Below are 14,364 nucleotides of genomic sequence, written 5' to 3' on the forward strand. Positions count from 1 at the left end.
ATCGCCTGAAAATCCTGAACACTCATGAAATCTTTTCTATCTGGAGACAGAAAAATTGTTACATCGTAAGTTGCCGTCTCACTGCTTCAGGCAGTACCTTTATTTATCTGCTGTCGCAATGGGGAATTTTCGGCACAGATTCTAAGAATATGCTTGGCACAAGATGAAAGAAAACCTTCTTACCCCCAAGAGCGCCCTCTGGCTGTTTTCGATTTCAGCAGCAAGTACAGCACAGTCCACTTATGACTAAACTCCACTGGCTAGAAGTTACTGAATACGCTTCCCTATATGCCTCTGCACTTGGAACCCTGGTGGCAGCAGTAACTCAACAAGCTGTTTATGCAGCAGCTCCTTTGACTGTAGCTATTGGTTTAAATGTGGCTAATCGGGAAAGATTGAAGAATTTAAACGAACGGCAACAGCAAACAGCGATCGCCCAATTAGATCAATTGATTGATCCTTTCAGACAACGTTTAGAGAACTTTGACAGCTTTACACAAAATTTAAGTCAAACAACTCAAGAACAAATAGAAGAATTACAACGCCATCAACAAGAACAATCTACCGACTCGGTTCGGCAGCGACTTGTACAACTCGATTCCTTTAGGCAGCAGTTGAGTAGAAATACTGAACAACAAATCGAGCCACTTAGACAGCATCTTGCCCAGCTTGATGCCTTTACACACCAGTTGAGTAGAACTACAGAGCAACAAATTGAGCCACTCAGGCAGTATTTTGCCCAACTGGATACCTTTACCCAGCAGTTAAATACAGCTACTCATCAGCAATTTGAACTACTCAGACAGCGGCTCACCCAACTGGATATTTTTACACAACAATTGGGTAAAAATACTCAGCAGCAAATGGAGCAATTACAGAAGTTCCAGCAAGTGCCTAATCTTGACGCCATTAATCAGCGCTTATCACAAATAGAATCCTTTACACAACAGTTAAATACAAATACTCAGCAACAAATTCAGCCGCTCCAACAATGTATTGCCGAACTGAATATAAATACTGAAAAACAGACAGAAGAATTTAAATATGCGATCGCTCTACTTCAAACAGAACTGCAAAAGCTAACACAGTCAATCGCCCAAGTAGAACAGCAACTTCACCAAGATATTTTAAAGACAAAGACAAAAACAGAAAATATTACACAACAAACATCACTAAAACCCCAAGAACAACAAACTACTATTTTGCAAAGTCAATCACCACTAGAGAAAAAGAAAAACTTCAAGCCTCAGCCAGATCCGGAAGCAACTAAGGTATTTGTGCCAGTAGTAACTACACCTGAATCACAGCCAACAATCATCCAGAACTTAAAATCTGTACCCTCTCTCCAAGGACATTTAGAGCGAGTAGTGTCTATTGCTTTTAGTAATGATGGACAAACACTAGCAAGCGGTAGCCATGACAAAACTATCAAAATTTGGCATTTAGTTAATCAAGAACCCCGTACCATCAAAGTCTCTGAAAGAGTAAATTCAGTCGCTTTTAGTCCGAATGGAAATATATTGGCTAGTGGAAATGATGGTACAAAAATTAGATTATGGGATGTACGTACAGAACAGGAAATTTGTACATTATCTGGACATAAAGAGAGAGTTTATTCAGTAGCTTTTAGTCCGAATAGTAAAATTTTAGCTAGTGCTAGTAAAGATAAAACTATTAAGCTTTGGTATATAGAAAAGCGGCAAGAAACTTATACACTTACAGGACATATAGATGAGGTTCTATGCGTTTCTTTTAGTCCAGATGGCAAGATGCTGGCTAGTGGTAGTGGTGATAATGATGGAACCATAAAAATTTGGTACCTTACACAAAATAAATTCCTCACTCTCAAAGGCTACTCTAATTCATGGGGAAGAATTTACTCTGTTGCTTTTAGCCCAAATGGAAAATTTTTGGCTAGTGGGAGTCAAGATAAAACCATCAGATTATGGAATGTGGAAAGTGGTGAAGAAATTTGCACTTTAACAGGACATACAGACGAAGTTTATTCAGTTGCTTTTAGCCCGAATGGAAAATTTTTAGCTAGTGGTAGTCAAGACAAAACTATTAAGTTATGGCAAGTAGATACAGGTGAGGAAATTCGTACTTTTACAGAAAATCGAAGTGCTGTTTATTCAGTTGCTTTTAGCCCGGATGGAAAGAAATTCGCTAGTAGTAATGCAGACAAAACAATTATGATTTTTCCTTATCAATAAATCAAAAATCCCATCCCCAATCTTAAATGGGCATGGGTTTTGTTAGACAAAGACTGTTAAATAATTATATGACTAGCTTTCTATTCTTGCTCATTTATGAGAATTAAAACCATACCTATGCCGCTACTTTCTCTTGTACCAGGACGAATGGCTGCACAATCAGAGTATTAAATCGTTTAGCGCGATCGCTATTCCATTCAGTCATCTGGGTAGTTGAGGGTTTGGCTATTAATGCTTCATCAATCCAGATTTGTACTTCCGAGACATTATCACTAGCAATAGCTACCCCTACATCCAATATGTCTAATTCTGGATTTACTACAATCACTGCATCTCGCAGCATATGGGGAACCAGCCACTCCCACTCTGCTTCATCCAGATTTTCTGTTAGCTCTGCCCTTAAATCTTGATTAGTCATTGGCTATTAGTAACTAGTATTAATTATTATACTAAACACAATCTATATGAATTATACATTTTTTGCAGAAAGACTCTAAGTTTATGCCCAGAAAATAAAACTTTGTCCAAATCATACTATAATTCTATGCGCTAAAATCTCAACAAATGACCATTGACTAAAAACTAAACCTCTGCCTTCATTTCATCAATCTCAAACAAAGAAACTATAACTCCAGCAACAGGAATTGAAATAAAAACTCCTAATAATCCTGCTATTCTAGCACCTAATAGTAGAGCGAAAAATACAACCACAGGATTAAGGTTAAGTGCTCCTTGCATAATCCGAGGTGCAATGAGGTTATCTTGAATTTGCTGAAGAATAATGCAAACTACTAATACTTTGAGAGCTAACCACACACCTTGAGATAAGACAATCAAAGTAATTGTACCAATGCCTAATGTTGCTCCTATACCGGGAATGATATCAAGTATCCCTACTATTAATGACAATATTAATGCAAAAGGCACTTTTAATATCAAAAAAACAATAAAAGTTGTACTTGATAAAAACAGCATTAATAATAACTGACCTCGAAAAAATCCTAAAAATTTACGTCTGATCACAGTTGTAAATCTAGTCCGTCTTTGAATTGGTATTTGCTTAACAAGCAAATACCAAAGCTTTTCTCCATCTAGTAACATGAAAAAAGCAACAACGGCAATTAAAATAAAAGTTACAAAATTAGTTAAAATTGATTGTAGTATTGCTATACTTGTCACCAATCTAGATATAGCCTGATTCCTAAGTTGTTCGTCTATAATACTTAAATCTATTTGCAGATTTCGTTCTCGTAAAAATGTCTCTAATTGTTCTAATATAGGTGCTAAAGAGTTTAAAAAAACAGTAACACTGTCTATTAATTGTTGTCCTTGAGATAAAACTGTTAAACCAATACTAATTACAAGACCTCCAATAATGATAATACTAAGTAAAAAAACCACAAAAACTGCGAGACTATGGGGTAAAAAACGCCGCAGCCACTGTACAGGATAGCTAAGTAAAAAAGCTAAAATGGTGGCAAACGTAAAAATCACAATCACTGATTCAAAATAAGCTAAAAGCTGTACAATTGCCCAGCCAGAAGCAACGAAAAGCAAGAAGCGGACTAAGGCGAGATTATTTAGCCGCGACCAAAAATTGTTGGCTCCAAAGCCACTCATAGTTGATTTCGGGAAAGCTTAAACAGAAGGATAAAAATGAAGGTTAAAGGATGAAAACTCTATACTTTAGCCTTCAGATAAACCTAAACTTACAGACTTGAAGTTGCAATCACCACTTCCCTAGTGCATATTTCCCTGGTAGTTTAATGCAACAAGGGGTATAAGAAAAATATTCCTCCCATACCCTGACAATGTTTTTATATCAAGTCCGCTTCATCAGTTATCATCAGAATTTCTCCGTGTCAGCCCAAATGATAAGTTTTTAAACAGACACGATCTCACTCATCGCCCCAGATCGTGTAGCGCATTAATTGCCACAGCACACTTTTGCGTTACAGCTTCTAATTCTTCTTTATCCGTAGAAGTTGGCGCTGCTATCAACTCTCCAATTCTCACTGTTACGGGAACTGAACAAGGTATGACTGCACCTTTTTGCTCAATAGCTTCAGTTCCCCATAAACTCACTGGCAACAGTGGTGCTTTTGCCTTAGCAGCAATTAACGCTGCACCTCGTTTTGGATCTGTAATGCGTCCGTTGAGAGTACGAGTGCCTTGTAAAAAAACACCGACAGCCCACCCTTGTTCGAGATAATTTAAGGCTGCGCGGATAGCAGCGCGATCGGCTGTACCCCGACTAACTGGGTAAGCACCATATAAGGCGATCGCTTGTTTTAAAACAGGGATTTTAAATAATTCTTCTTTCGCCATATGTGCCACCGGACGATCTACACAATTGGACACAATTGGCGGATCATAGTTACTAGCATGATTGCTGACTACCAGCAAAGGCCCGTTTTTAGGTACATTTTCTGCACCATAAATTCGACCCCGAAAGTAAACGTGCAGCATCGGGCTAACAACAGACCACTTAAAGGCGTGGTAAAGGAACAGACTAACGAATGGTTCGCGGCTTTTGCCCACAGAAAATAATTGAAATCAGACTGAATTTAAGGATAAGCGATCGCCACTACTTTTGACTGTTAAAGTTAGTTACCAGACCAATCGTCCCGGAGAAAACCAGCCAGGAACTTGAGATTGTTGGGTAGCGGGTTCGTAAGCAAAAGCTCTTATGCACAGCAGCATCAGCACAAAAATAAAATGTGCTCTACGGCGACTTCGTACGGATGATGAAGGCTTCTATGTCATGAACGAACTCGTCTGGACGCTCCCAGTGGAGCGCGTGACCAGTTTCTGGATAAACCTTCAAGACTGCATTCGCTAGACCAACCACTAGAGCATCCTGTGCGCTCTGTGAGAATATCGTATCGTGATCGCCCCGCAGAACCAGTGTCGGCATCTGGATGCAATTGATTTGGGCTGTGTAGTCTACGGCAAGCTGTCCTGCCAAAGCGGCACGCCACACGCGTGCTGGTAGCTTCAGGGTCTGTGCGACCGCCCTGTCTAGGAAGTTGTCAGGTACTGAGTGATAAATGGTACTCAATTGGAATTCCCGTGCAAACTCCGGGGGTACCGGGTCGTCAAGCGCGTTAACTGCTTGCTGTAGCTGGAAGACATCTTTGGAACGCATATTGGTTGCCGAGCCGACGAGAATAAGCCGCGCCACACGCTCCGGCGCACTGAGAGCCACCTGTTGTGCCACGAGGCTTCCCATTGAATGCCCGACTAGTGTTGTTTGCGTCAGTCTCATCACATCCATAAACGCAACCATGTCGGCAGCAAAGTCTGGTATGTCATACCCACTTGAAGGCCGCTCAGAGTCACCATGACCCCGCTGGTCTAGGGCATAGGTGTGGTAGACCGAAGAGAGGGATGGCAGTACGCGGCTGTATGAAAACCACGAATCTGTGTAGCCGTGGAGCAAGATAATCGGATGCCAGCAGAGCTACCTTGCTCTGCATAATGGAGCCGTACACCTGTCGTGAGTTGCGTGTCAGCAAACCGTAGAGGTGTCGCATCTTTATGGTTCATCGGCTGTGAACTCTTTCTTTTATATTCCCGTATGGCTGTATTATCGCAGACGGAGCGTTGCTGCCCAACGTTGCTGTTCACCGTTTTAAAATTTGGTTTACAAAAGTTTCACCGTCAACAGGTGGTGTATGCTTTGATTGAGCAATTGCCGCATCTATTTTCTCTGTTACATCCTCCACCCATTCAGTTTCAGCGCGATCGCATTCATCCAGCAAGCGTAAGGCAACTTCAAGAACTTCTTGTGCAGAGCGTATACAAAAAAGTCATTGGCTGAGAAAACGGCTACCATTCATGATAAAGTTTCTCAGCATAGCTCATGACTTCTTCACCGGGAAGTTTTAACTTGCCAGGTTGGCGAGGATAGCGAGTTTCAATCGCGGTCGTATCCTGCTCGACAATCACATCAATGGCTTTTAGCATAGATTGACGTAAAAGAAGCTTTACCCAAGTAGGTTTTAGCTTGGCGAAGATCAATTCATAGATTTTGGTTTGATTTTGTTGCTGCGGGTATTGCACAACCACTTGAGCAAAGGGGCCAACACCTGTTTCGGCATAAAGCACTAAAACGGAAGGGAAAAAGTATTCAACGGTACTCTTAAGAACTTTTGGGATAGTCAACAAAACTGGATTAAGCAAAAGTTCTCCAAGTGAGTTATCGGCTCTTATGCTTTCCTGTTTTACTTTATACCAAAAGCCATTTTGAGCAAATTCTGTCATTTGGTTTTGAACAATCTGAAATAGCTCCCGATGGGTGCCATTTTGATGATTGAAATCAGAATTGATTAACCAGGTGCTTAGGAAGTCTCCCTGGATTGTTTTTTCTCCAGCAATCCCGACAAAATCATATTCCGATGCGATTTGCTCAACAATTTCAGGAATGGCCATGCGAGATTCGCAATCCCCATAGCTCCAAATACAATCTCTCTTCACTATGAGCTTGAGTGGCTGCGCGATTGGCTGCGTCTGTTGTTTACTCTCTTGATATAATCTCCCCTCACCGTCAAACTCTAGAGCATGAAATGGACAGGTAATAGTTCCTCTTTTCTGGCAAATCCACCCATCTGATAGTGGCGCTTGCATATGAGGGCAAACATTGTTCAACGCGAAAATTTCACCCCGATCATTTTGCCATAGAACGTAGTCTTGCCCATTTAATGTCACCTTGTAGGGACGATTTATTCCTAGCATAGAACGATGAGCAATTAACCAAGGCGCACCCGGTAAAATCGGATTCATAAGTTCAGCCTCAACAGTTAACTATATATTCAGTTAGTATGTGCTGTGCTAAACGGTTTGTCAACAACTAACCAAATTTTCAGTTAGTATTGATGCTACAAGTATTAGAGGACAAGCGTGAGTTCTTCAGAGTATTTCAGGCGAAAAGCAAAAAAGCCTCGTCAAGTTCGAGATGCCGAGGCAACTCAGACACAAATTCTAGATGCCGCTGAACAGGAATTTGCCCGCTATGGCTTGGCTGGAACGCGGATCGATGCGATCGCTGCTCGAACGGGTGTTGTAAAGGCGATGATTTATTATTACTTTGAAAGCAAGGAAGGACTTTATCAAGCAGTAATGCAACGGATCGGCACCGAGTTGGATGCAGCATTTCAAAAGCTTGATTCAGACTATTTACCTGTAGAAGAAGCCCTAAAAGCATACATTCGCAGTGGCATTGCTTACGGAGCCACTTATCCACATCGCGGAATGCTATGGTTTTATGAAGCTATCCAAAATCAGGGGCAATACGGTCAGATGAGCGGTTGGCAGAAAAGTTTCTGGAGTATGGCAACTCTCTTAGAACGTGGAATAGCTGAAGGTCTGTTCCGATCGCTCGATCCATTTTTGACAACCATCAACATTTTAGGCATTTGCACGTTTTACTTTAATGCCCACGAAAATTTGAAGTACCTCGATCCGACTCGGCAACTTCTCAGTTCAGAAATGATTGAGCAGCAAACTCAGGAAGCAATTAATTTGATTTTGGCTGGAGTGAAAGCGTAATGCTACTCACAGACGGCATAAAGCTGCCCAAATCCTTATTGTACTGGCTCATCAATAAATGATATGGCAAGTTGTGAAATCATTAATAGCATGATCGCTCCACACCAAAACCACAACTAGCAAGGTTAGAAAGCGATCGCATACTATAGAGCTAAGTTTACGCCAATAGCTAAATTTTAGTATGCAAATCACAGTTGAAATCCCTGATGAAATTGCCCAACGGTTAGACCAAACTTCGGGGAGCCTGTCTCGCCGCCTCTTAGAACTGATTATTGCTGATGCTTATCGTTGTGGCAAGGTTAATACTGCTGAGGTGCATCAAATACTCCAGTTGCCGTCTCGCCTTGAAACTCACGCCTTTTTGAAGCGGATGGGCGTTTACCTAAACTACGACGAAGCTGAATTAGAGCAGGATCTTCAAACTCTCAAGAAGTTCAGAGCACAATGATTGTTGTCTCTGACACATCTCCAATTTGCTACTTGTTGCTAATTAATCGTATTGATGTACTAAAAATTCTGTACGGCGTTGTTATCATTCCTCAAACTGTTGCCGATGAACTGATTGCGCCTGAATCACCGCCTGTTGTGAAAAGGTGGATGGCTCAGTCTCCCGACTGGCTTCAAGTTCAACCGCTTGAAAACCCAGAGAATGTAGAACTAGGAAGACTTGATCCAGGTGAACGAGAGGCAATTTTATTGGCAGAACAACTAAGTGCTGATTTGGTGATCTTGGACGACAAAGCAGCAAGACGAATTGCTGTGGAACGTGGCTTAACGATTATCGGACTTCTAGGCATTTTGAAAGACGCTGCTAGAGTTGACTTACTGAATTTAGAGACAACTTTTGAACAGTTGCGAGAGGCTGGCTTTTGGGTTGCGCCCAGCCTGCTAGAACGACTGCTGGCAGAAGATTAGCTTGACTTGTAAAAAATAAATTATTGCAATTACGTGATAGCCCCACCCCAAAACCACAACTAGCAAGGGTAGAAAGCGATCGCATCTCTAATTCCACAGATAGCAGAAGTTAACTATTAAACAGGTAACTCCGCAGCACTACGGATATTTTCCAAAATTAAGCCAGAGCAAGTACGCTTAATCAAACCGGTTAACACATTACCGGGGCCAATTTCCACTACTCGCTCAATGCCATTTTCTGGTAGGGCTAGTGAAATTTCTCGCCAGCGCACTCCTCCAGTCATTTGTTGGATCAAACGCTGTTTTAAAACATCTGCATCTGTGGATGGGGTTGGTTCTACATTCGATAAAACTGGCACCTTAGCTGTATCAAATTCTACTGAAGCTAAAATATCATTGAATTCAGCCGAGGCTTGTGCCATTAAAGGCGAATGAAACGCACCAGAAACTTTTAAAGGAACTGCACGCTTTGCCTTCACTTGCGACATTACGTTTTCCACTGCTGCTGGTGTACCAGAAATCACAACTTGGGCTGGACTGTTATCATTAGCGATCGTCGCATCAGGAGTTTCGGCGATCGCTTTTTCTAATTTTTCGCGGTCAAAATTCATTAATGCTGCCATCATTCCACCAGCAGCATTCTCCATGAGTTCGGCACGGCGCTTTACCAAGTGCAGCCCCGCAGTCCAATTAAATACACCAGCAACATAAAGAGCAATGTATTCTCCCAAACTGTGACCGGCAACCAAATCCGGCTGTTCTTTTTTGAGTAGAATATCAGCGAGAATGCTTTCTACTACATAAAGACAGGGCTGAGTGTAGAGGGTATGTGATAGTTTTTCGGCATCATTGTTACTGATTTCGATTACAGACCAGCCTAAAATTTCTTCAGCTTGGGCAAATTTTTCCTTTGCCAATGGTAATTCTAGTAAATCTGATCCCATTCCCAGTGCTTGGGAACCTTGTCCGGGAAACAACCATGCGGTTTTAGTCATTCGTCAATCATCAACTCTCAAGTGTCATTAGTCGGCGGTTGGTAGGGGCGGGTTTAGAAGACAAATTGTCGTTTTCAATCGAAAGATAATCAACAAAACCCGCTCATACAGTGGTTAGTGGATAGTTAAACAATCAACTACTATCTACCCCATTGAAAAATTGCCGCGCCCCACGTCAGTCCAGCACCAAAACCTGATGCAGCTATTATGTTGTTAGATTTGATTTTGCCTTGCCGTACTGCTTCATCTAGGGCAAGGGGAATAGAGGCAGCGGAAGTGTTGCCATAATAGGCAAGATTACTGATAACTTTATCTTCCGGAATCTTTAGGCGCTGGGCAACTGCATCGAGAATGCGTTGATTTGCTTGATGTAATAGCAACCAGTCTACTTGCTCTACACAGAGGTTAGCGCGAAATAAAGCTTTATCAATCACTTCTGGTACTTTTTGGACGGCAAATCGGTAAACTTCTTTGCCATTCATCGTGATCGGCAAAAAGCTACCTTGACCCACACAAACACCAGAGAGCAGTTCTGTAGAATTAGCTTTATAAGCTAGGTTGAGACAATTGTTTTGAGTGCCATCACTTTTGAGTTCAAATCCAAGTAAGCGATCGCGTGGGTTTGCTTGTAGTACAACTGCCCCAGCTGCGTCTCCAAATAAGACGCAGGTACGTCGGTCTTGCCAATCTACCCAACGAGAGAGGATATCTGCCCCGACAAGTAGTACGTTATGATAAACTCCGGTTCTAATAAATTGGGCAGCTGTAACTAATCCAAACACAAAACCAGAGCAGGCAGCTGTCAAATCAAATGCCACTGCTCTATTTGCTCCTAATTTGGCTTGAATTTGACAGGCACTACCAAATAAATCATCAGGCGTAGAAGTTGCCAGCAAAATCAAATCTATATCTTGCGGTGTAATTCCAGCCATTGTGAGCGCTTGATGGCTCGCGATCACAGCAAGTTCTGCAAGAGAATCACCAGCTTTTGCTAAATGCCTTTGACGAATTCCTGTCCTTGTTGTTATCCACTCGTCTGATGTTTCAACCAGTTCAGTTAACCCCTGGTTATCCAGGAAAGTAGCTGGTACTGCCGAGCCACTTCCTGTAATTGCTATTCCTATTTGTTGCACTCCGGCTTCTCCCAAGCGATCAGCTTTTTGCCATTAGTCTTTTATCATCTGTCTTTTGTTTTTGGCTAATGACTAAAATTAATTAGTTTCGGGCAACAGGCGCCCGGAGTTTGTTGAGCTTTGATATTGAGATTGAATTCTTTGTAGCACTTGGTTATTGACCGCTTCTTTTGCTAAACGAATCGCATTAAAAATAGAAGGTGCTTGGGAGCTACCATGACTAATTATGCAAATGCCGTCTACGCCTAAAAGTAAAGCTCCTCCATGTTCTGCATGATCTACCCGCTGTTTGATCCGCTTGAGGTTGGGTTTTAAAATTGACGTTCCGAGTTGACCACGCAATCCTTGGGGCAATTCTTCCCTCATGATTTGCAGCATCACTTCTCCGACCGCTTCAGCAAATTTTAACAGTACATTGCCCACAAAGCCGTCACAGACAATCACGTCAAACTGACCGGAAAGCACATCCCTTCCTTCTGCATTGCCAATAAAAGCAATCTGGGCATTTTCACGTAGTAATTGATGAGCACGAACAGCTGCATCATTGCCTTTACAGTCTTCCTCACCGATATTCAACAAACCTACTTTTGGTTCAGACACACCCAAAACATATTGACTGTAAATCGACCCCATGACGGCAAACTGCTCTAAAAATTTCGGGCGACAGTCCACATTTGCACCGACATCAAGTATGAGAACTTGTTTGCTGGCTACTATGGTGGGAAATACTGCACCAATTGCCGGACGGTCAATTCCTGGTAATCGTCCTAAGCGAAGTAATGCTGCTGCCATCGCTGCACCAGAGTGACCGGCAGAAATTACGGCGTCTGCCTGTCCTTGCTTGACTAAATCCATTGCCACATTAATAGAGGCTTTGGGTTTGCGTCTGATGCTGCTCAGGGCTTCTTCGTTCATTGCGATCGCATCCTCAGCAGGTACGATCTGAACTTGACCCACACTGATTTTTGCTGGTAGGGCTGCTTCGATTCTTTGGGGATCACCTACCAACAATACCTCTACACCCAGTTCTTCTCGTGCTCGCAGTGCGCCAACCACGATTTCACCGGGTGCATTATCCCCTCCCATTGCATCAATTGCGATCCGTGCGCAAGTCGATCCCATTGCTCAGAGCTTCTAGAAACCTTACAAATTTTACCAGATGCCTCTGCCGAAAGTAGCAATTTGATAGCTGCTAAATTGCATCCATCAATATTCAAACAATTAATCTGGGTGTCTTCCCAGTCTGGGATGAAAAAACCAAGCCACGGATAACTCCGAGGTTTTGCTGCTTATTTCATCTTTTGCCCTTTCAGCTATAGATTCTGACAAGCCCAACATAACACGAATTCCTCCCTTAACTGACTGATGAAACTACGTATCTGGTTAGTCTTTGAGGACTGAACATCAAAGTTTTGCCATTCGTTGCCAAGCAATCAGCAAAGATGAAATGTTCTTTAAAATCAGAAAAATAACCTGAATTGTGCCTGAATTTTGGAAGTTATAGGATAAAAACTTCCCTAATTTACGTCAACACATGGAAATGAAAATTTTTTACTAATATATTTGCATTTTAATATACCAAACAACAAGCACATTATTTTTTTAATTGCTAAAATTCGCTCAAAACTGCTTAAATTTATTACCACAATCTCAGTAAACCTACTTGTCATCAGTCCTAGATTAGAGTTTCTTGGAAAGTATGTATGGGTAAAGTGACTGTAATAAAAGTTTCATGAAAAGAAGTAAAATTTTCGGGGATTGAAAATATTTATACTGATTTACCCTAATTTGATCAGCTTCAAATCATACTTATTTATCTTAGTAAAACGACTATATACCTATATTACTTATTTGTTAAATTCTGAGTGAAATGATTAATATTGAAGCTTAAAAACAAGAAACTGCCAATCTGGGATTTCATGATTGCGCATCAAGTGTAATACTATTAAGCACTCTGTGATTACAACTCTTATAACAATGCAATGGGAGAACGTTGTATACCCTACCAAAACTTTGTTACTAACCTTACTTTCATATGTAAAAATCGACAGTTATGATTGATTACCCAATGCAAGGTAGCATTGAGTACCCAGAAGGAAGTGGCGTATTCGCATACATGAGGAGCGATCAATGCTGGAATTAATTGGTTCAGGTTTGATGTCAATGTGGCTAGAGATGGCTGGAGTCCAGGTTAAGCCTCTAGATCCTCTAGATGTATTAACTTGGCAAAGTAGTCCTAGCCTGATTCTTGCTCCCGATCCAAGTCCAGCTGGAGTAACTACCGTGCAGGAATATTTCAAGGGGTTAATGGCATCGAAAATCATGTCAGCAAATTTAACCCAGAGTCAAGGAATTTGGTTACAGTCAGGGCCTATACTGATGGCTAATCATCAAGGTACAACTCCTCTACCTGCTGCCTCATTAACTAAGATTGCAACTTCTCTAGTTGCTTTGAAAGCTTGGGGAGCACAACATCAATTTGAGACTGTAGTTGGTACTACTGGCTCTGTGCAAAAAGGAGTGCTGCAAGGAGATTTAATAATTACTGGTGGTGGTGATCCTTTGTTTGTTTGGGAAGAAGCGATCGCCCTTGGCAATACCTTGAATAAAATGGGCATCAAGCAGATCAAGGGCAATTTGATCATTAGTGGTAATTTTGCCATGAATTTCCAGCGGCACCCACTACTAGCAGGACAAGCACTCAAGCAAGCACTGAATCATAATACTTGGTCTCGTGCTATTACCTTACAATATTCCCTCATGCCCAAAGGCACACCCAAGCCTGAGGTTAAAATTGCTGGCACTATCAAATTCGAGGCACAAACCATACCACAACAAACTTTGCTGGTACGTCGTCGCTCCTTGCCTTTGCACCAATTAATCAAGGAAATGAACGTTTTCAGCAACAACGAAATGGCACAGATGCTAGCAGAGTCAGTGGGAGGACATACTGTTGTGCAATCAACTGCTGCTAGGCTTGCAAGGGTACCAGAATCAGAAATTCAATTAATTAACGGTTCAGGCTTGGGAGTTGAAAATCGTATTTCTCCCAGAGCAGCTTGTGCGATGTTAATGGCTCTCCAACAAGAAGCACTTACTCATGGGCTGAATTTAGCAGACTTATTTCCCATGTCTGGCTTTGATCGCCGTGGAACGCTGTATGCCCGACATATGCCAGCAGGCACTGTCATGAAAACTGGTACTCTCAACGATGTTAGTGCTTTAGCCGGAGTTATACCTACACGCGATCGCGGTTTGGTTTGGTTTACCATTATTAACCGTGGTCCATATGTACTAAATTTTCGGGCTGAACAGGACAAACTTTTGCAAAATCTGATCAAACAACTACAAGCTCCATCTGCTATTCCTAAAGCGATCGCTCCCCACTCACCCGTCGAAGTTTTGCCTAAATTTGGTACTAATGAACGTAATGAAGTTCTATATAAAAGTTAATTATTCTATTAAGTAAAAGGCAGAGGGCATTAGAAGCGGTAGACGCATAGACGCGGTAGATGCGGAGCAGCTACTTTCAGAAGTCGCTAGCTAAGGCAACGCCTG

Annotated in this window: 15 protein-coding genes; 6 read left to right on the forward strand and 9 right to left on the reverse strand. The window is 41.9% G+C overall.

What is annotated here, in order from left to right:
- Positions 1 to 242 precede the first annotated feature (242 nt).
- The gene (locus U2718_RS33125) at positions 243 to 2,213 is read left to right on the forward strand and encodes a hypothetical protein (RefSeq protein ID WP_341994192.1); all 1,971 of its coding nucleotides are present in this window, start codon (positions 243 to 245) and stop codon (positions 2,211 to 2,213) included.
- Between the two features lie 115 nt (positions 2,214 to 2,328).
- Here the strand turns inward: U2718_RS33125 and U2718_RS33130 are convergent, their stop codons facing one another.
- The 5 genes from U2718_RS33130 to U2718_RS33150 all read right to left on the reverse strand — a co-directional run bounded on the left by U2718_RS33130 (position 2,329) and on the right by U2718_RS33150 (position 5,762).
- On the reverse strand, positions 2,329 to 2,631 hold the full coding sequence (locus U2718_RS33130; protein ID WP_289793321.1) for a DUF2288 domain-containing protein: 303 nt from the start codon (positions 2,629 to 2,631) through the stop codon (positions 2,329 to 2,331).
- A gap of 164 nt (positions 2,632 to 2,795) precedes the next feature.
- Positions 2,796 to 3,833, reverse strand: a complete 1,038-nt coding sequence (locus tag U2718_RS33135) for an AI-2E family transporter (protein WP_341994191.1) — start codon at positions 3,831 to 3,833, stop codon at positions 2,796 to 2,798.
- Between the two features lie 282 nt (positions 3,834 to 4,115).
- Positions 4,116 to 4,754 carry a lysophospholipid acyltransferase family protein gene (locus tag U2718_RS33140; RefSeq protein WP_341994189.1) on the reverse strand — a complete coding sequence of 213 codons (639 nt, stop codon included), beginning with the start codon at positions 4,752 to 4,754 and terminating at the stop codon, positions 4,116 to 4,118.
- A 184-nt stretch (positions 4,755 to 4,938) separates the two neighbouring features.
- The gene (locus U2718_RS33145) at positions 4,939 to 5,655 is read right to left on the reverse strand and encodes an alpha/beta hydrolase (RefSeq protein ID WP_341994188.1); all 717 of its coding nucleotides are present in this window, start codon (positions 5,653 to 5,655) and stop codon (positions 4,939 to 4,941) included.
- Positions 5,571 to 5,762 (reverse strand): hypothetical protein, encoded by a 192-nt coding sequence (locus U2718_RS33150; protein WP_341994612.1) that lies wholly within the window; start codon positions 5,760 to 5,762, stop codon positions 5,571 to 5,573. The genes U2718_RS33145 and U2718_RS33150 overlap by 85 nt, the downstream gene beginning before the upstream one ends.
- Here U2718_RS33150 and U2718_RS33155 point away from each other — a divergent pair.
- Positions 5,722 to 6,036 (forward strand): hypothetical protein, encoded by a 315-nt coding sequence (locus U2718_RS33155; protein WP_341994187.1) that lies wholly within the window; start codon positions 5,722 to 5,724, stop codon positions 6,034 to 6,036. The two genes, U2718_RS33150 and U2718_RS33155, sit on opposite strands and share 41 nt — an antisense overlap.
- A gap of 8 nt (positions 6,037 to 6,044) precedes the next feature.
- Here the strand turns inward: U2718_RS33155 and U2718_RS33160 are convergent, their stop codons facing one another.
- Positions 6,045 to 6,998 (reverse strand): Rieske (2Fe-2S) protein, encoded by a 954-nt coding sequence (locus tag U2718_RS33160; RefSeq protein WP_341994186.1) that lies wholly within the window; start codon positions 6,996 to 6,998, stop codon positions 6,045 to 6,047.
- A gap of 117 nt (positions 6,999 to 7,115) precedes the next feature.
- Here U2718_RS33160 and U2718_RS33165 point away from each other — a divergent pair, with 117 nt between their 5' ends.
- The 3 genes from U2718_RS33165 (at position 7,116) to U2718_RS33175 (ending at position 8,678) form a co-directional block, all read left to right on the forward strand.
- Complete coding sequence (locus U2718_RS33165; protein ID WP_341994185.1) at positions 7,116 to 7,763, forward strand: TetR/AcrR family transcriptional regulator; 648 nt, start codon at positions 7,116 to 7,118, stop codon at positions 7,761 to 7,763.
- Between the two features lie 181 nt (positions 7,764 to 7,944).
- On the forward strand, positions 7,945 to 8,211 hold the full coding sequence (locus tag U2718_RS33170) for a UPF0175 family protein (protein WP_341994184.1): 267 nt from the start codon (positions 7,945 to 7,947) through the stop codon (positions 8,209 to 8,211).
- Entirely contained in the window at positions 8,208 to 8,678 is a 471-nt protein-coding gene (locus U2718_RS33175) for a DUF3368 domain-containing protein (protein WP_341994183.1), read from the forward strand. The genes U2718_RS33170 and U2718_RS33175 overlap by 4 nt, the downstream gene beginning before the upstream one ends.
- A 116-nt stretch (positions 8,679 to 8,794) precedes the next feature.
- Here the strand turns inward: U2718_RS33175 and fabD are convergent, their stop codons facing one another.
- The 3 genes from fabD to plsX form a co-directional block, all read right to left on the reverse strand.
- The gene (fabD, locus tag U2718_RS33180) at positions 8,795 to 9,673 is read right to left on the reverse strand and encodes an ACP S-malonyltransferase (protein ID WP_341994182.1); all 879 of its coding nucleotides are present in this window, start codon (positions 9,671 to 9,673) and stop codon (positions 8,795 to 8,797) included.
- Positions 9,674 to 9,813: 140 nt separating this feature from the next.
- The gene (locus U2718_RS33185; protein ID WP_341994180.1) at positions 9,814 to 10,806 is read right to left on the reverse strand and encodes a beta-ketoacyl-ACP synthase 3; all 993 of its coding nucleotides are present in this window, start codon (positions 10,804 to 10,806) and stop codon (positions 9,814 to 9,816) included.
- A gap of 78 nt (positions 10,807 to 10,884) precedes the next feature.
- Entirely contained in the window at positions 10,885 to 11,928 is a 1,044-nt protein-coding gene (plsX, locus tag U2718_RS33190) for a phosphate acyltransferase PlsX (RefSeq protein ID WP_341994179.1), read from the reverse strand.
- Between the two features lie 1,008 nt (positions 11,929 to 12,936).
- On the opposite strand from plsX, the gene U2718_RS33195 reads away from it, so the two are divergent.
- Positions 12,937 to 14,259, forward strand: coding sequence for a D-alanyl-D-alanine carboxypeptidase (locus U2718_RS33195; protein ID WP_341994178.1), 1,323 nt, complete (start codon positions 12,937 to 12,939; stop codon positions 14,257 to 14,259).
- Positions 14,260 to 14,364: the final 105 nt, after the last annotated feature.

Source organism: Chlorogloeopsis sp. ULAP02, from assembly GCF_038404745.2.
In the GTDB taxonomy this organism is placed as follows: Bacteria; Cyanobacteriota; Cyanobacteriia; order Cyanobacteriales; family Nostocaceae; genus Chlorogloeopsis.

What these genes read in the sequence shown, in the direction of transcription:
- U2718_RS33125 (WP_341994192.1), top strand. Translation starts at nt 243, where the DNA reads ATGACTAAACTCCACTGGCTAGAAGTTACTGAATACGCTTCCCTATAT.
- U2718_RS33130 (WP_289793321.1), bottom strand. Translation starts at nt 2,631, where the DNA reads ATGACTAATCAAGATTTAAGGGCAGAGCTAACAGAAAATCTGGATGAA.
- U2718_RS33135 (WP_341994191.1), bottom strand. Translation starts at nt 3,833, where the DNA reads ATGAGTGGCTTTGGAGCCAACAATTTTTGGTCGCGGCTAAATAATCTC.
- U2718_RS33150 (WP_341994612.1), bottom strand. Translation starts at nt 5,762, where the DNA reads ATGAACCATAAAGATGCGACACCTCTACGGTTTGCTGACACGCAACTC.
- U2718_RS33160 (WP_341994186.1), bottom strand. Translation starts at nt 6,998, where the DNA reads ATGAATCCGATTTTACCGGGTGCGCCTTGGTTAATTGCTCATCGTTCT.
- U2718_RS33170 (WP_341994184.1), top strand. Translation starts at nt 7,945, where the DNA reads ATGCAAATCACAGTTGAAATCCCTGATGAAATTGCCCAACGGTTAGAC.
- U2718_RS33175 (WP_341994183.1), top strand. Translation starts at nt 8,208, where the DNA reads ATGATTGTTGTCTCTGACACATCTCCAATTTGCTACTTGTTGCTAATT.
- fabD (WP_341994182.1), bottom strand. Translation starts at nt 9,673, where the DNA reads ATGACTAAAACCGCATGGTTGTTTCCCGGACAAGGTTCCCAAGCACTG.
- plsX (WP_341994179.1), bottom strand. Translation starts at nt 11,928, where the DNA reads ATGGGATCGACTTGCGCACGGATCGCAATTGATGCAATGGGAGGGGAT.
- U2718_RS33195 (WP_341994178.1), top strand. Translation starts at nt 12,937, where the DNA reads ATGCTGGAATTAATTGGTTCAGGTTTGATGTCAATGTGGCTAGAGATG.